22 protein-coding genes and 1 pseudogene are annotated in these 15,392 nt (G+C 69.9%); 8 read left to right on the top strand and 15 right to left on the bottom strand.

What is annotated here, in order from left to right; genetic code table 11:
- Nucleotides 1-6 precede the first annotated feature (6 nt).
- From ACIGA3_RS28310 to ACIGA3_RS28265, 10 genes are all read right to left on the bottom strand, one after another.
- Nucleotides 7-942 carry a hypothetical protein gene (locus tag ACIGA3_RS28310; RefSeq protein ID WP_399721051.1) on the bottom strand — a complete coding sequence of 312 codons (936 nt, stop codon included), beginning with the start codon at nt 940-942 and terminating at the stop codon, nt 7-9.
- Nucleotides 943-945: 3 nt separating this feature from the next.
- A complete protein-coding gene (locus ACIGA3_RS28305) occupies nt 946-1,791 on the bottom strand; it encodes a hypothetical protein (RefSeq protein ID WP_399721049.1) in 846 nt (281 codons plus the stop codon).
- A complete protein-coding gene (locus ACIGA3_RS28300) occupies nt 1,788-2,141 on the bottom strand; it encodes a hypothetical protein (protein WP_399721048.1) in 354 nt (117 codons plus the stop codon). Before ACIGA3_RS28300 ends, ACIGA3_RS28305 begins: the two co-directional genes overlap by 4 nt.
- A gap of 205 nt (nt 2,142-2,346) precedes the next feature.
- Entirely contained in the window at nt 2,347-2,544 is a 198-nt protein-coding gene (locus tag ACIGA3_RS28295; RefSeq protein ID WP_399721047.1) for a hypothetical protein, read from the bottom strand.
- On the bottom strand, nt 2,541-3,056 hold the full coding sequence (locus tag ACIGA3_RS28290) for a hypothetical protein (RefSeq protein WP_399721046.1): 516 nt from the start codon (nt 3,054-3,056) through the stop codon (nt 2,541-2,543). Before ACIGA3_RS28290 ends, ACIGA3_RS28295 begins: the two co-directional genes overlap by 4 nt.
- Entirely contained in the window at nt 3,053-3,427 is a 375-nt protein-coding gene (locus ACIGA3_RS28285) for a hypothetical protein (protein WP_399721045.1), read from the bottom strand. Before ACIGA3_RS28285 ends, ACIGA3_RS28290 begins: the two co-directional genes overlap by 4 nt.
- Nucleotides 3,424-3,612 carry a hypothetical protein gene (locus ACIGA3_RS28280; RefSeq protein WP_399721043.1) on the bottom strand — a complete coding sequence of 63 codons (189 nt, stop codon included), beginning with the start codon at nt 3,610-3,612 and terminating at the stop codon, nt 3,424-3,426. The genes ACIGA3_RS28285 and ACIGA3_RS28280 overlap by 4 nt, the downstream gene beginning before the upstream one ends.
- Complete coding sequence (locus ACIGA3_RS28275; protein WP_399721041.1) at nt 3,609-4,025, bottom strand: hypothetical protein; 417 nt, start codon at nt 4,023-4,025, stop codon at nt 3,609-3,611. Before ACIGA3_RS28275 ends, ACIGA3_RS28280 begins: the two co-directional genes overlap by 4 nt.
- 85 nt (nt 4,026-4,110) lie before the next feature.
- Nucleotides 4,111-4,290, bottom strand: coding sequence for a hypothetical protein (locus ACIGA3_RS28270; protein WP_399721040.1), 180 nt, complete (start codon nt 4,288-4,290; stop codon nt 4,111-4,113).
- Nucleotides 4,287-4,577: a helix-turn-helix transcriptional regulator gene (locus ACIGA3_RS28265; protein ID WP_346267339.1), complete on the bottom strand. Its 291-nt coding sequence runs from the start codon at nt 4,575-4,577 to the stop codon at nt 4,287-4,289. The genes ACIGA3_RS28270 and ACIGA3_RS28265 overlap by 4 nt, the downstream gene beginning before the upstream one ends.
- 192 nt (nt 4,578-4,769) lie before the next feature.
- Between ACIGA3_RS28265 and ACIGA3_RS28260 the strand changes: the two genes are divergently transcribed.
- Nucleotides 4,770-5,216, top strand: coding sequence for a hypothetical protein (locus tag ACIGA3_RS28260; protein ID WP_399721038.1), 447 nt, complete (start codon nt 4,770-4,772; stop codon nt 5,214-5,216).
- A 15-nt stretch (nt 5,217-5,231) separates the two neighbouring features.
- Nucleotides 5,232-5,768: a hypothetical protein gene (locus ACIGA3_RS28255; protein ID WP_399721036.1), complete on the top strand. Its 537-nt coding sequence runs from the start codon at nt 5,232-5,234 to the stop codon at nt 5,766-5,768.
- On the opposite strand, the gene ACIGA3_RS28250 is transcribed toward ACIGA3_RS28255, so the two are convergent.
- Nucleotides 5,701-7,332 (bottom strand): recombinase family protein, encoded by a 1,632-nt coding sequence (locus tag ACIGA3_RS28250; protein ID WP_399721035.1) that lies wholly within the window; start codon nt 7,330-7,332, stop codon nt 5,701-5,703. The two genes, ACIGA3_RS28255 and ACIGA3_RS28250, sit on opposite strands and share 68 nt — an antisense overlap.
- A gap of 36 nt (nt 7,333-7,368) precedes the next feature.
- Between ACIGA3_RS28250 and ACIGA3_RS28245 the strand changes: the two are divergent.
- The 6 genes and pseudogenes from ACIGA3_RS28245 to ACIGA3_RS28220 form a co-directional block, all read left to right on the top strand.
- A pseudogene (locus ACIGA3_RS28245) lies at nt 7,369-8,022 on the top strand (aldo/keto reductase); the annotation flags it as partial.
- Between the two features lie 188 nt (nt 8,023-8,210).
- Entirely contained in the window at nt 8,211-8,696 is a 486-nt protein-coding gene (locus tag ACIGA3_RS28240; protein ID WP_399721033.1) for a cation:proton antiporter regulatory subunit, read from the top strand.
- Nucleotides 8,697-8,701: 5 nt separating this feature from the next.
- Nucleotides 8,702-9,946, top strand: a complete 1,245-nt coding sequence (locus tag ACIGA3_RS28235) for a cation:proton antiporter (protein ID WP_399721031.1) — start codon at nt 8,702-8,704, stop codon at nt 9,944-9,946.
- A 60-nt stretch (nt 9,947-10,006) separates the two neighbouring features.
- Nucleotides 10,007-10,645, top strand: coding sequence for a DedA family protein (locus ACIGA3_RS28230; RefSeq protein WP_399721030.1), 639 nt, complete (start codon nt 10,007-10,009; stop codon nt 10,643-10,645).
- A gap of 85 nt (nt 10,646-10,730) precedes the next feature.
- Nucleotides 10,731-10,904: a CsbD family protein gene (locus ACIGA3_RS28225; RefSeq protein ID WP_399721028.1), complete on the top strand. Its 174-nt coding sequence runs from the start codon at nt 10,731-10,733 to the stop codon at nt 10,902-10,904.
- Nucleotides 10,905-11,176: 272 nt separating this feature from the next.
- On the top strand, nt 11,177-11,596 hold the full coding sequence (locus ACIGA3_RS28220; protein WP_399721027.1) for an ATP-binding protein: 420 nt from the start codon (nt 11,177-11,179) through the stop codon (nt 11,594-11,596).
- Between the two features lie 11 nt (nt 11,597-11,607).
- Here ACIGA3_RS28220 and ACIGA3_RS28215 read toward each other — a convergent pair whose 3' ends face one another.
- From ACIGA3_RS28215 to ACIGA3_RS28200, 4 genes are all read right to left on the bottom strand, one after another.
- The gene (locus ACIGA3_RS28215; protein WP_399721025.1) at nt 11,608-12,633 is read right to left on the bottom strand and encodes an MASE1 domain-containing protein; all 1,026 of its coding nucleotides are present in this window, start codon (nt 12,631-12,633) and stop codon (nt 11,608-11,610) included.
- Between the two features lie 48 nt (nt 12,634-12,681).
- A complete protein-coding gene (locus ACIGA3_RS28210; protein WP_399721023.1) occupies nt 12,682-13,539 on the bottom strand; it encodes a PP2C family protein-serine/threonine phosphatase in 858 nt (285 codons plus the stop codon).
- Nucleotides 13,540-13,660: 121 nt separating this feature from the next.
- Complete coding sequence (locus ACIGA3_RS28205) at nt 13,661-13,981, bottom strand: hypothetical protein (protein WP_399721021.1); 321 nt, start codon at nt 13,979-13,981, stop codon at nt 13,661-13,663.
- A 60-nt stretch (nt 13,982-14,041) separates the two neighbouring features.
- On the bottom strand, nt 14,042-15,250 hold the full coding sequence (locus ACIGA3_RS28200; protein WP_399721019.1) for a hypothetical protein: 1,209 nt from the start codon (nt 15,248-15,250) through the stop codon (nt 14,042-14,044).
- Nucleotides 15,251-15,392 lie beyond the last annotated feature (142 nt).

Genomic DNA, 15,392 nt, shown 5'->3' with positions numbered 1-15,392 from the left:
GGGTTGTCAGCCGACGACTTCGGCCGGGTAGGCGCCGTCCTCGTCCGGGACGGGCTCCTTGGTGGTCTCTGCCTTGACCTCGTCCGCGCGTGTCTTCAGCGCCGCGATTAGGTCGTCGGTGAGGTGTCCGGCCGCGTGCGCGTCCCGGTACACGTCCTGCACGTCATCGACCGTGAGCGCCGCCTGTGCGTCCGCCAGGTAGTCCGGGCGCGGCGCCTCGATCGCGGCCACCGCCTGCCCGGCTGAGCCGGGGTTCAGGGCCGTCGTCGCGTTCATCGGCCCGGCCAGCGCCTGCCGCGGCGTGACCCCGCGCAGCTCGACCACGACGACGGGGAACTTCTTCGTCTCCCCGTTAGCGACCCGCTGCCGGGGCTCGATCCGCAGCGTGACGGGGATGAAGCCCTTCCCGTTGGTGCCGGAGAGGATCATGTCGACCATGCCGCCCCACTCCTGCGCGGCGTAGAAGGAGTGGGTCTCTGCCCGCCACATGCCCATCCCGGACAGGTCGGGCAGCATCACGTTGAGGCGGCTGGTGGTGGAGCAGACGGTGCCCTTCTTCTGGAGGTGCCAGTCCTCACCGAACCGGGCCGCGCACAGGCAGGCTTGTCGGGAGATCAGTTCGGTCTCGCCGTCGCAGCGGCGCTGGCATCCGCCCTTGGACCACATCTCGTTGTACTGGTTGAGCGGGTCGCCGGGGGTGATGAGCGCCTCGATGGACGACGCCTTGGTGATGACCCGCCACTGCGGGATCGTGCTGTTGAGCGGCGACCACTGTTCCGGCTCGCCGCCCCACAGGCCAGCGGCGGTCTGGACGTGCTCCTCCGAGTGGGAGGTGACGACCCAGGTTGCGGACCGCATGGGCCGGGTGCCCTGGGTGTAGCCGGTGCGGAGACGGCCGTGCTCGGCGGCACGGGCCTGGATGTTGCGGAGTCGGGAGCCCATGGGTCAGGCCACCTTTCGGAAGTTGCGCCACCGGGCCGGGACGGGCTGGTCCGGGGCGAGGAGTGCGGGGTACGAGGACGGCGCGTCGTGGTGCCACAGCGCGTTGATGAGGGCGCCGCGGAACGCCTTGTGGGCGTCACGGCCGGCGGGCATCTCGACGAGGGCGTGGGACTTGGCGCGGAGGTTGAGGACGCCGGTCCGCTGGATGTGCGGCATGGGCTGTTCGCTGTCGTCCGGGAGGAGGACCGTCTCGCAGTAGCGCAGGGCGGCAAGCTGCTGGGTGTTCTCCGGGTAGACGTCCTTCGCGGAGCGGGTGGCCGACGTCTTGAAGTCGATCAGCCACAGCTCCAGGGAGCGCCCCGGTCCGGTGGGCAGCCAGATCATGAGGTCCGCGGTGCCGGCGTAGCCGAGACGGCGGTGCAGGCAGGTGATCTCGGCGGCTTCGACGTGCTTGTCGATGTCGACGCCCCAGAACCCGAGGAACGCTTCGAGTTGGGCGAGGTAGGGGGCGACTGCCTTCTCGACGGCGAACGGTGCTCCGAGGAAACGATGTTCGGCGGCCTTGTGGATGAGGGTGCCGAGGTCGGCGGCGGTGTCTCGTGCGTCGATGTGGATCTGCTTGAGCTGCTTGGTGAGTGCCTCGCGGTCGGTGAGAGCACGGCGGGCAACTTCCATGCGGTGGTCGAAGATCCACTCCAGGGTGAGCTTGACGGCCCACGGCATGAGCGAGCGGGTCTTATTGACCGAGGTGTTGAGGACGTTGGTGACGGAGACGAGGTCGGGGCCGCCGGCGGGGTCGCTGTAGTAGCGGCCGTTGTCGGTGTCCCGTGCGTGCTTCGGCTGGGTCACGCCGTGCGCTCCTGTCGTGTGCGGAGGGTGTAGTAGTGGCGGCCGGGGTCGGTGTCGTGGAGAGTTAGGTGGCCCATGGCGTGGAGGGTGGTGAGGTCTTTGCGGGCAGTCGTCCGAAGCGGGGCCGGGATGTTGAGGGCGCGGTAGACCTGCTGGACTTTCTTGGTGGTCCATTCGCCGCGGTGGGTGCGGATCGCTTCGAGGAGCTGGGCAACACGCGGGTTGAGCGGCTCGGGGCTCTGGGGAGTCGTGGCGGCTTCGGCCAGCACCTGGTCGCGGTAGGCGCCGAGGAGTGGGCCGACCGGTGTGGCCCGGTCCCACAGGTCTTCGATGGTCTGCCGGGCGTTCACGCGACACCTCCGTTCCGTGCGAGAGCCCATGCGGCGAGGCCGGGCCAGGGGTTGCAGTCGGGGCAGTAGTCCCGGTTGCCGGGTGTCCGCTTCCACCCGGCTTGGCGTGCGGCCTGCCGTAGCTCGCCCTCGGTGCCCAGTCCCTTGCCGAATTGGGCAGTGCACTCCGGCTTGTCGCAAACGAGGGACCTGACCTGCTGGCGGCTCACTGGGCGCCCCCCTCGCAGTCGCTGCACGTCTCGGGGTGGGCGCAGGCCATGGCGTCGAAGACCCGCTCGTACCAGTCGCGGGGCTGCGGCACCGGGGTGTGGCCGGCGGGCGGGGCTGCGAGCAGGTCGTGCAACCGGGCCCCGGCTTCCAGCACGGGCAGCGGCACGTCAAGGTGGGAGATCGGCCGCGTCACCGGGACTCACCGCCCTCGGTGATCTCGACCCAACCGTCTGCCCATTCCTCGTCCCGCATTGACGAGGAACTCCAGCGGCCTCCCGCCCCAGGCTGCTCGAAGCCGAGAGCGCGGCGCGTGCCGGTAGTGGGGTGGGTGGCGACAGCCACGCACTGGAAGTTGGCGCGGCCCTCTGGAGCCCGGAACGGGGCGTTCTCGGTGTACGTTCGGCCGGGCTCGAAGAACGTCGGCTGGACTCCGGCGGGCAGCATCACGTTGTTGGGGCGGACGGCGCCCCGCGTGATCTTCGACGCCATCAGTTCGAGCGTGTCCGCGCGGTCCGCGTTCTGCCGTCCGCCGGTGGCCCGGTACTCGCGGGCCTTCTTCCCCAGCCAGCGGACGATCTCCATGTCACGCTCGTCACGGAGGTGGGTGTCGTGCTCGGCGAGGAACTGGCGGGCGTCGTCCTCGTACATAAACCCGCCCTCGCGGATGCACTGCACGATGTACTCGGAGTGATCGGCGGGCCTCATGCCGCGTTCTCCTCACGCTGGCTGGGAACCTGCTCCGGGTTGAACCGGCCCGTCCGCGACGCCACCGCCGTCAGCTCCTCCAGCAGCCGGCGGGTGTCATGCCCGCCGACCTCGATCTGTGCGGTGTCCATGGCGGCCGCGTCCTCGACCTGCTCCAGGGCGGTGTCGAGGGCGCCCTCACGGCGGGGGCTGGTCACCACGTCGGCGAGTTCGTCGAGGGCGGCGATGATGTCGTTGCGGGACTCCGGCTCGGCCCAGTGCTGGACGAGCTGCACGAGGGTGTCGACGCGGATGGCGTCGACCCGCAGCACGCCGTGCAGGTGGTTCGTGCCGAGGCTGAACGACATGCCGGGCTTCTTCGAGTGGTTCACGAGGTCACTCCGATGGTGAGGAGGAGCAGGAGGCCCGCGATGGTGGTCGGTAGGGCGCGCACCCAGCGGGGGGTGAGGTGGTCGGCGCGGGCCAGCCGCATCAGCGGGAGCACCGTCACCGCGTACAAGGCGGTCGCGGCAGCCGCGTAAGCGGCAACCTCGGACGGGGACGACTGGCAGGTCATGCCGCCACCCCCTGCGGGGCGAACTGCGCGTGCACGGCGGCGATCTCGCCCAGGTACGCGTCCCGCTGCTGCGGAGACCAGTCCGCCATCACCGGCCCGAACTCCGCGACCATCCGCGCGTCCACCGCGGCGAGCGCCTGCTCCTCCACGTCCTCCGCACGCACCATCTCCGGGACGGCAACCGCCTCGGTCAGCGGACCGAACGCCTGACGCACCTGCGCCAGCGTCCACGGGAACGACTCGCCCTCCCCGGCGTCGGCCGGGTTGAGCGGCTTCGGGCAGGCGAGCAGCAGATCGCCGCCGTCCGTCCAGCCAGTACCGACCCAGGTGTCACCGTCACGGTCGACGTACACGTGCGCCTGCGGGGACTGGTGCAGCGGAATCACGCTGCGGATCTGCGATGATGTGCCCATCGGGGCCTCACTTCCACAGTGGTGGGGATTGCCGATCGGGGGCCGTCAGCCGGGCAAGGAGGGCGGCCCTTCGGCATGTCAGGGGTCAGGCGGCGCGAGGCGCCGGTACTGAGGGAGTGGCGGGAACCTGGCCGCCAGGGTTGGTCATGATGCGGCGGAGGGCGTCGACGACGACGTCGCTGGGTTCCGGGGCTTCGGCGACTCGGGCGTGGATCTTGGCGACGGTGGCCGGCCCGAGGATGGCGAGGCGTTGTTCGCGGGTCATGCGGCGGCCTGGATGGGGACTCGCTTGATGACGTCGCGGAGGTCGATGCCGTAGGTCTCGGCGAGTCGCATGGCCGAGTTCAGGTCAGGCTGGGTTTCGCCGTTGAGGATGCGATAGACGGATGATTCGGCGATTCCCGTGCGCCGGTAGATGGCTGCGCCGGTTCGGTCGCCGTGGGCGGTGGTGGCTTCGAGGAGCTTGGTTACGTCGAGGCGGAACACGTAGTCACCTCCTTCGGGTGGGGGTTGGCAGGGGTCGTCGCTGGTGGAAGCCGATTCCTTGCTCACGAGGGAGAGTTTTGCACGCAACCACCCTCCCTAGCAAGGGAAGGTGGGAAGTTAGTTCAGTCTGAATTGCCTCGAACGCCCATTCGAGTAAGGCTTTGGCCAGCATCAGCGCAGGTCAGTGACCGGATAGAGACCCTTGCGAGCGAGGGAATTAGTAGCTACTCCCTAACTAGGGAGGTAAAGTTTGCGGACATGACCGAGCCAACCCCCACACGCGCACAGCGATTCGCCGCCATCGTCGTGCCCGCCGCCGAACGCGCCGGCTACACCGGCTTCGGAGCCAAGAGCCGCTTCTCCAAAGACACCGGCATGACCGACAGCAGTGTCACCCGCCTATGGCAAGGAACATCCTTGCCAGACGCCCGGTTCTACGCTGCGATCAGCGAGGTCACCGGCATCGACCTTGGGACTTTGCTTGTGGAGGGTGGCGTTTTGTCACACGAGTCCCTCCGATCACTGTCCGAAACGGATCGGTCGCAGGTACGATCAAACTTCACGATTGAAGAAGCCGCCCAGCGGCTGGGACTGGATGAGGTCGGACAACAGCTTCTCGTAGCAACCGCTGAGCGACTGAAGCGCCTGCAGGACAACGACGCGTCAGACCGCCCCGAACGCGGAGGAGCATCAGCACAAATGTGACTCGCGGGGGTTGGAATGAATCTCACGAACGGTGCCCGGAACACGACCGCAGTAGGCGCCACCACAGCGCTCGGCGGCAGCATCCTCATCTACCACGGCATCGACATCGGCAGCACCCCCCACACCCTGGGCGGCGGCTTCCTCGCCCTCGCCGGCCTCTCCGCGATTGCCCTCGTCCTCATCCATCGCTGGGTGACCAATACGGCAGAGGAACGTCGGGCTCTAGCCGCCGCCCAGCGTGAAGCGCAGGACCGCAAGGACCGCTATCTGGCCGCACTGGCAGCCCTGTCAGGAGAGCAGGTCCGCATCAGCCGCGAGATGGCCGCCGAACGCGCGAGCCTCGTTGCCAGGCTCAAGACCGAACGTGACGCGCTGGCAGCCGAGTTCGAGGAGCAGCGAGCCGAACTCGTCTCGGAGACCATGGAGGCGACGGTGCTGATGTTCAGCGGGGGCAAGTTCGCTCCCAGCCGTCAGCCGGGCAACCTCATTCAGTTCCCGAAACAGCAAGACGAACGGGCTCGGGCGCGGGAACACGGAGGCGTTGCGCCCTGAAACCCGGCTCCCCCACGAACGACAACCGGATACGGCTTTCATCCAGCTTCCATGAACCCCGGTTCTGCGCTTTGAACAGTCGCACAGTTACCACGGCTCGGATCACTTCTCGCTTCTGTTCAAGAGAGAGTCCAAGCACAGCCGGCTTGCCCTCAGCCGCATCTCGACCGTTCCAAACCAACTCCAGGTCGTCCGCGTCCAGCAGTCGGCGCATGGACGGTGAAACGCCAGTGTGAGTCCGGAGCTTCTTCCTGGCCGCATCCAGCTTGGGTTGGATCTTGGCCTCCATGGAGCCCAGGGAGACTGCCGAAAGCTTGAAGGAGCCGGTCTCTTCGTCGAACTCTCCAGCCAGCCGGCGCGCTTCGCTGAGCTGCTCCTCATAGCTGTTGACCAGCCTCAGCGCGGCGCTTGCCATCTCGGCGATCTTTTCATCGTTGGGGATGAGTGCAGCGCGGGCGGCTTCCTTGGCGCCAAACCAGGCGAGGACGGCCTGTTCAACGAAGGCGTCAATCACCGCCTCTTTGATCAAGGTGTCGTGTTTTTCCTTGCACACCATGGCTCCCCCGCTTCGTCCCGTGCGCGGGAAGAACTCCAGCACGGCGTGGTCGCCGCATTCTCCGCACAGTCCGATGTGGGACAGGAGGTGGGCGACGTCTGATCCTCGGCTGTGACTTCGGTCCGGGCTCGTCAGGATGGCAGTCACTCGATGGAACATGGCTCTTCCGGCCGGAGTGTCAAGCCCCTTGAGGGCGGGCCAACTTGCGGCAACGTACTGGCCGTCGACTAGTCGCTCGCCCAGGTATGCCCTGTTGAGCAGCATGTACCGGGCGGTCTGCGTCGTCCACTCTTTCCCGTCGGGTCGCGCGGCCTCTGGTGTCGCGTTGAGCCACCGGACGACGGACTTGAGGGAGTGCTGTTCGTCGATTCCCTGCATGGCTTTGACGACGTACTGGCCGCGTGAGTCTTCAGCCTGCCCAATGCAGCGCCTTCGCCCCTTGACCTTCTTGTACTGCCGGGTGTAGCCGAACTGACTCTTTCCGTGTGGCAAGCCTGCCTGAGCTGTGCGGCGGGCTGTGCGCAGATTCCGGTCTCGGATGCCCTCAGCTTCGTCTTCGGCATCGATGGCGTGCTGAGCTGTAATCTTCCGGTCGTCGCGGCGGGAGAGGTCGTACACCTGGCCGTTGTAGCAGAGCAGTGTGTGAGTGGCGATGCAGGCGGCGCGGAGACGGACGTAGGTGTCGAGGTTGCGGTAGTACCTACTGGCTTCGTAGGCCACCACGATGCGACGCCGCCCCACGGGGACCGCCTCCTCGGCGATGAATTCGAGAAGTTCTTCAAAGTCGCCGCGGGCCTTGCGCGCGTGCCTACTGGCTGAGATGCCCGTGTCTTTGAACTCGCGTCTTACGTGCCAGTTGTGCTGCGCGGACAGGATACGTCCGCTTTCGAGTTGATCCTCGACTGCGTCTCCATCGCTGGTGGCGTCGTCACTGTTTCGCCCGTAGAGCAAGCTCTCGAACGTGACGTGTGGGAAGACGAGGTGCAGGTATTCCGGCGCGAAGGGCATGGGGGGATGCTAGCTGCGACAGGTCTCCCTTGCGAGGACTATGTGGACATCTTCTACTCCCACCGGCTGGACGCGAGCACGCCGTTGGAGGAGACGATGGGCGCGCTCGACACCGCCGTACGCCAGGGCAAGGCGCTCTACGTAGGCATCTCCTCCTACGACGCGGAGCGCACCCGGCAGGCCGCGGCCATCCTGCGCGAGCTGGGCACGCCGATGCTGATCCACCAGCCGTCGTACAGCATGCTCAACCGCTGGATCGAGACCGAGGGCCTGCTGGACGTGGCCGAGGAGGAGGGGTTCGGTGTCATCGGCTTCACGGCGCTGGCGCAGGGCCTGCTGACGGGCCGCTACCTGGACGGGGTGCCGCAGGACTCGCGGGCGGCCGCGGGCAAGTCGTTCGACCAGTCCTGGCTGACCGAGGACATGCGGGACCGGCTGCGCGCGCTGAACGACATCGCGGCCCGGCGTGGGCAGAGCCTGGCCCAGATGGCGCTGGCCTGGGCGCTGCGCGACGAGCGAGTGACCTCGCTGGTGATCGGCGCCTCGCGCACCGAGCAGCTGGAGCAGAACGTGGCGGCCCTTGCGAACCTGGACTTCAGCGCCGAGGAGCTGGCCGAGATCGACAAGTACGCCACGGACGGCGGGGTCGACCTGTGGCGCGACGCCCGGCAGGGCAACCTCGGCGGCTGACACCTCGGCGGCGGACGGCAGCGTACGGGGCATCCATGACGCTCCGTAATATTTGCCACTGAAACGACAGAAGAAGTCCGATATAACCCCCCTGACCAGACAAACTCTCCGTATGGCCATGCACCGTCAAGCTAGGGTGTCGGTAATGGTTGCACCAAGAAACAGTCAAAAGAGTCAGGGGGGTTGCCATGGGCACCGCACGCACGAGTAGGACGCCGTTGCCGGGCATCGGCGTCCGGTACGACCTCACCACCCGCGAACACCGCCGCCTTTCGGTGGTGGCCCACCGCGACGGGGCACGGACGCTGAGCGCCTACCGCGAGGACGACCCCGACGCGTGCGCGCTGTCGGTGCAGTTGACCGGCGGGGAGGCGGAGGCGGTCGCCGGGGCGCTCATGCCGACGCACCAGAGCCCCAGCCTGCTCTGGACGACCGAGCTGGGCCTGGTGGCCGAGCGCATCTCGCTGTCCTCCACCTCGCACTGGAACGGGCGGCTGCTCGGCGACACCCGGATGCGCACCGAGACCGGCGTGTCGATCGTGGCGGTGCTCCGCCGCGCCGACGCCATCCCCTCCCCCGGTCCGGGCTTCCGGCTCGCGGGCGGTGACACGCTCATCGTGATCGGCACCCGCGAGGGCGTCGACGCGGCCGCCGCCATTCTCGGCAGGGAGTGATCCGGATGCATTCCTCCGCGGTCTTCCTCATCGAGTTCGGCGCCATCATCCTGGCCCTCGGCCTGCTCGGCCGGCTCGCCGCGCGGCTCAGTTTCTCCCCCATCCCGCTGTATCTGCTCGCCGGTCTGGCCTTCGGCGAGGGCGGGCTGCTGCCACTGGGCGCCAGTGAGGAGTTCGTGGCGATCGGCGCCGAGATCGGCGTGATCCTGCTGCTGCTCATGCTGGGCCTGGAGTACACCGCCGGTGACCTCGTCTCCAACCTGAAGACGCAGTACCCGGCCGGTCTGGTGGACTTCGCGCTGAACGCGGTGCCGGGCGCCGTGATGGCGCTGCTGCTCGGCTGGGGTCCCATCGCCGCCGTCGTACTGGCGGGCATCACCTGGATCTCCTCCTCCGGCGTCATCGCCAAGGTCCTCGGCGACCTGGGCCGGATCGGCAACCGGGAGACCCCGGTGATCCTCAGCATCCTGGTGCTGGAGGACCTGTCGATGGCGGTCTACCTCCCGCTGGTCACCGCGCTGCTGGCCGGAACGGGCTTCGTGGCGGGCGGCATCACGCTCGCCATCGCGCTCGGTGTGGCCGGTCTGGTGCTGCTGCTGGCGGTGCGCTTCGGCCGGGTCATCTCCCGCTTCGTCTCCAGCGACGACCCGGAGAAGCTGCTGCTGGTCGTGCTGGGTCTCACCCTGCTGGTCGCCGGGCTCGCCCAGCAGCTCCAGGTCTCGGCGGCGGTCGGCGCCTTCCTGGTGGGCATCGCGCTGTCCGGCGAGGTCGCCGAGGGCGCGCACAATCTGCTGGCGCCGCTGCGGGACCTGTTCGCGGCCGTGTTCTTCGTGTTCTTCGGGCTGCACACCGACCCGGCCAGCATCCCGCCGGTGCTGCTGCCCGCGCTCGCCCTGGCGGTCGTCACCGCGCTCACCAAGATCGCCACGGGTTACTGGGCGGCACGGCGCGCGGGTGTCTCGGTGCGGGGCCGCTGGCGGGCGGGCGGCACGCTGGTGGCGCGCGGGGAGTTCTCGGTGGTCATCGCCGGTCTCGCGGTCACCTCGGGCATCGACTCCCGGCTGGGCCCGCTGGCGACGGCGTACGTGCTGATCCTGGTGGTCGTCGGCCCGCTGACCGCGCGCTACACCGACCAGATCGCCATGGCGATCGCGAAGCGGCGCCGGGCCCGCACGGCCCCGGCGCAGCCGGCCGAGGAGCCGGCCGCCCCGGCGGCGCTGCGCGACCAGGACGCGGTCGGCCGGCCCTGAGGCCGTCCTTCCCGCAGGTCAAGGTGGGGGCGGGAATGCGGCGCGGCGTACGGTGATGCCATGCCGCCTCCCCTGCCCGGCCCGCTGGCACCGCTGGCCCCGCTGCTCGGCCAGTACGGGTACTGGGCCGTCGGCGCGATCGTCTTCCTGGAGGACTTCGGGGTGCCCGCGCCGGGCGAGACGATCCTGCTGGCCGCCGGGGTCTACGCCGGTGCGGGCGAGCTGAACATCGTCGCCGTGGCGGGCATCGCGTTCGCGGCGGCGGTGATCGGCGACAATGTGGGTTATCTGATCGGCCGCACCGGCGGCCGGGTGTTCGTGGAGCGCTGGGGCAAGTACATCCTGCTGACGCCGCAGCGCTTCGAGGCCGCGGAGGCGTTCTTCCAGCGCCACGGCGGCAAGATCGTCACGGTGGCCCGGTTCGTGGAGGGCCTCCGCCAGGCCAACGGGATCATCGCGGGCACGACCGGGATGGCCTGGCACCGTTTCCTGGCCTTCAACGCGCTCGGCGCGGCCCTCTGGGTGGGCCTGTGGTCCACGCTGGCCTATGTGGCGGGCAGCCACATCACGACCGTGTACGACGAGATCGTCCGCTACCAGCGTTATGTGCTCATCGCCGCCGGATTTCTGGTGGCGGCCCTGGTCGTCCGGCATCTGGTGCGGCGCAGGCGGGCGCGCCGGACCGGCGGGAGTTCATGAATTTCGGCTTTTCTGGTTTGGGTGACGGCGGTGGGGATATCCGGATGTCGACCACGCACCGAAAACGTTGGGATGTGAATACCCCATGGCTGGTGACCAGAAGGGCAAGGCCAAGGCGGAGCAGCTCAAGGGCAAGGTCAAGGAGACCATGGGCCGTGCCACTGGCAACGAGAGCATGGAGGCCAAGGGCCGCGCGGAAGGCGCGAAGGGTGATGCCCGCCAGGCCAAGGAAAAGGCAAAGGACGCGTTCAAACACTGAGTCGGTGCGATGCCGTACCCAGGGCGGGCCCGGAAATCCCTTTCGTGGATTTCCGGGCCCGTCGTTCTGTGCGCGGCCCCTTGCGCATCCGTCCTCGCGCATGCGTCCTCACACATCCGTCTCACACATCCGGGGGATTCACGGATGGGCGCCCCTTGATCGGCGGTACAGGGGGTAGCCGGGTCAGAGAAGGGACGATCCTCCGCGATCGCACGAAGGGGCCAGAACCGGCCACCACGGGAGAAGGGCGATTCCGCATGGACCTCCCCCTCATGGCAGACACGATGACGCGGACCGCGCCGGACCTGCCGCGCTACAGCCGCGGCTGGGACGCCGAGACCGCGTCCCTCCCGGAGGCCAGGAACGCGGTCGCCGACCTGCTCGCGCGGGTCCGCCCCACGCCCTCGGCGCGTACGGTGCAGGACGCGCAGCTGGTCGCCAGTGAGCTGGTCACCAACGCGCTCAAGCACGCGCCGGGACCGTTCACGCTGCGGCTGGAGGTGGTGCCGGACCCGGCCGCGCTGCGGATCAGCGTCACGGACGCCTCGCCCGAGCCGCCCCGGCACCGGCCGCCGGACCCGGAGCGGGTGGGCGGGCACGGGCTGCGGCTGGTGAGCCTGCTCTGCGGCGCCCTGGAGGTCATTCCGGTGGGCCGTGGCAAGCGGGTCACCGCCGCCGTCGCCCTCGCCTGACGCCGGCCGGCTCACCGGCCGGGCGGGGGCCGCGCGTCGTCGCCGGGCCGCAGCAGGGGTTCGTCGGTCTCGGGGGCCGGGCGGGGCGGCGGGGCCTCGCCCGCGGTGAGGTGTTCCAGCACCTCGACCAGTTCCTCGCACGCCTGCTCCACGGAGCGCCGGGTGTGCCACTGTTCGGTGATCACCGCGGACAGCAGCAGCGCGGTCAGCGCCATGGTGCCGTTGAAGCCCTGGAGCTTGGCCATGATCTCGACGCGGCTCAGCCCCTGGAAGGCGCCGTCCCCGTGGTTCGCGGCGACGGCGGCCAGCACGGAGGTGGCCAGCGCGCAGAGCATGGAGCCGACCAGCTCGAAGCGCAGTGCGCCCCAGATGATCAGCGGGTAGACCAGGAACAGCAGGCTGAAGTGGCTGAAGACGGCGGGCGGTACGACGCAGGCGGCGACCACGGCCAGCGCGGCGGCCTCCAGCCAGCGGGCCCGGGGCAGCGGCCCGCCGGCGTGGCTCAGCAGGAGCAGGAGCGGGGTGACGAGCAGGACGCCCATGGCGTCGCCCACCCACCAGGCGAGCCACACCGTCCAGAAGGCGTGCGCGGGCATCCGGTCGGTGGCGACCAGGAGGGCGACCCCCAGCGTCGAGCTGACCAGCATGGCGCCCAGCGCGCCCAGGAACACCAGGGCGACCCCGTCGCGCAGCCGTCTGAGGTCGGTGCGGAACCCGGCCCGGCGCAGCAGTACCACCGCCACCAGCGGGGCCAGGGTGTTGCCGACGAGGTAGCCGAGCGAGTAGAGCACCGGCGTGTCCAGCGACAGGACGATGAAGTACGCGCCGAGGGTGACGCCGGGCCAGTACCGCACCCCGAGGATGAGCAGGGCGGCGACGGCCACGCCGGTCGGCGGCCAGATGGGGGTGACGACGGCGCCGTCGACGGTGAGCTTGCAGAGCAGGCCGAGCCGGCCGGCCGCGAAGTAGCAGACCGCGACGGCCAGGACCAGGGCGGCATGGCCGCCCGGTCGACGCGCTTCTGGGAAAGCCACCACCCGGCAACTCTCACACCGGTGCGGCGGCCGGGGCGAGGCGAGCGGCGCCTATGGCCTAACGCGGGGCTGCGCGGGCGGTGGCGGGGTGTTCGGGCCGTCGTGTCCGACGACGAGTACGGCCGCGTCGTCGTCGTGGCCCACGCTGTCGGCGCCCTTGATCACGGCCGCGGCGAGCGCGTGCACCTTCAGGCCGGCGACGGCGGCGATGCCCGCGAGGCGGACCACCTGGGCGAGGCCGTCCTCGACGTGCAGCGAGGGGCCTTCCACCACGCCGTCGGTGAGCAGCACGAAGACGCCGCCGGTGGAGAGGCGGTGCCGGGTGACGCGGTAGTCCATGCCGGGCTGGATGCCCAGCGGCGGGCCGCCCATGTCGTGGACGACGCCGGACTTGCCGTCGGCCGTGGCCCAGACGAAGGGGATGTGACCGGCCCGCGCGCTCTCCAGCACGCCCGTGGCGGGGTCCAGCCGGAGGAAGGTGCAGGTGGCGAAGAGGTCGCTGCCGAGGGTGAGCAGCAGGTCGTTGGTGCGGGCGAGGAGTTCGCCGGGTTCGCTGGTGACGGAGGCCAGGGCGCGCAGCGCGGCCCGGACCTGGCCCATGAAGGCGGCGGCCTCGATGTTGTGGCCCTGGACGTCCCCGATGGTGAGGCCGATCCTGCCGTCCGGCATGGCGAAGGCGTCGTACCAGTCGCCGCCCACGTTGAGGCCCTGGTTGGCGGGGGCGTAGCGCACCGCGAGATGGAGTCCGGGGCGGCTGGGCAGGTCGCGCGGGAGCATGCCGCGCTGGAGGGCGATGGCCAGCTCGACCTGGCTGCGCTGCTGTTCCGCGCGCTCACGCGCCTGGGCGGTGAGCGAGCCGAGTCTGGCCAGCAGCTCGTCGCTTTCGTCCGTGGAGCGCTTGCGGAACATCGTTCACTTCCGGTGGGCGGTGATCCTGTTCACTTCCGGTGGGCGGTGATCCTGGCGGGCCGTTGTCTGGATTTTACCCATTCGGCCGCTTTCGGCGTCCGGGGCGGCCCGCCAGGAGCCGTCAGTGCACCTGGGAGTCGATGCCGGTGATCACGGCGGGCCCGAGCGGTGCGGTGTTCTCGTCCAGCCCGGCCGTCCGCAGGGCCTCGTCCGCGAGGCGGCGGGCCTCCTGCTCGGCGTGCTTGTTGTTGTCGGCCTCGACGGTGAGGTGCAGGGTGAAGGTGCCGTCCTCGTTGACGTTGAGGGTGTCCAGGTCCTCGGCGCTGCCCAGGTCGGTGCCGTGCGGGTCGGCGGGCCGCAGCGCCTGCCCGAGGCGTGCGCGGGTGCCGGCCTCGATGTCCGCGGTGAAGGTGCCGGGCACGGTGATCACGTAGGTCGTCATGGTCGTCCTTTCCTCGAAGCCCCCGCCTACCCGCTTTCCCGGCCTTCGCACCGGCGCGTGTCACAGCGGCGAGTGGACGAGCACCGTCACGTAGGCGCCGTACAGCACGGAGACGGCGGCGAGGGCACCGCCGATCAGGAAGGCCGCGGCGGGGCGGGTGCGCCAGGTGCGGGCGAGGGCGAGGGCGGCCGGGATGAGGAGCGGGAAGGCCGGCAGCAGGAAGCGGGGCTTGGAGGAGAAGGAGCCGGAGCCGCAGATCACCAGCAGGACCAGGACGCCCGCGAAGACCACGAGGGCCAGCGGGGCGCGCTCCAGGCAGAGCAGCCCGAACAGCACGAGGCCGACCAGGACGATGGCCAGGGCGACCGGGTAGATGACCTGGCCGCCGTGCGCGAGGAGCGCGCCGACGAAGCGGGCGGCGCCGGCGCCGAAGTCGATGCGTGAGCCCCAGGCGCCCTGTACGGCGAAGTAGCCGCCCGTCAGGTCGCCGGTGCACCAGCCGACCCAGAGGACGTGCCCGAGCCAGCCGAGCGGGGCGATCACGGCGCCCGCCCACAGGCCGGGGGTGACCTGCCCGCGCCGTAGCCAGAGCTGGTGCGCGGCGGCGGCGATGACCGCGACCGCCACGGCGAAGCCGGTGGGCCGGGCGAGGCCCGCCGCCAGGGCGAGCGCGCCCGCCCAGAGCCAGCGGCCCCTGAGCACGCAGTACAGGGACCAGGCGGCCAGGGCGGCGAAGAGGGACTCGGTGTAGGCGATGGTCAGTTCCACCGCGTGCGGCAGCACGGCCCACAGCGCGACGAGGGCGGTGGCGGTGGCACGCCCGTACAGCTGGTGTCCGATGAGGTAGACGCCGTACGCCGCGACGACGGCGGCGGTCCAGGCGATCAGCAGGGCCGCGGCGGCCGGGGTGAGCGGAAGGACGACGGTGGCGGCCCGGATCAGGGCGGGGTAGAGCGGGAAGAACGCCCAGTCGCTCTGCACTCCCCCGGTGGGGGTGATCCAGATGAGGCGGCCGTAGCCGTGGGCGGCGATGTGGAGGTACCAGCGCGAGTCCCAGGAGTGGGCGAGGTTGCGCACCAGGGGGCGGTCGGCGAGCGCGTTGGTGGCGATCACGGCGGCGATCCCCGCCGTGCGGACCGCGACGAAGAGCGCGAGGGCGAGGAGGGCGCCGTGCGGTGCGCGGTGGCGGACGATCCGGGGCAGTGCGCGGCGGCGCGGCGGGCCGGGGGCGGTGGCCGCTCCGGGCCGGGGTGCGGAAGACGTGATCACGCTCCGACCATGGTCACGGGGCGCGGGCGGTGCAATCCGGGGCCAGGGTGTCGCGCGCTCTTCCACCCTGATTCAGGAACGGGGGCTTCGGTGGACCCCCTGACAGGGGGCTCTGGTGATCAAAGTAGGGTGTGCCTACCAT

Origin of the sequence: Streptomyces sp. NPDC085596, assembly GCF_044541565.1 — a bacterium.
Taxonomy (GTDB): domain Bacteria; phylum Actinomycetota; class Actinomycetes; order Streptomycetales; family Streptomycetaceae; genus Streptomyces.
The sequence above is the reverse complement of the archived record's forward strand: the minus strand, read 5'-3'. Positions and strand labels throughout refer to the sequence as shown.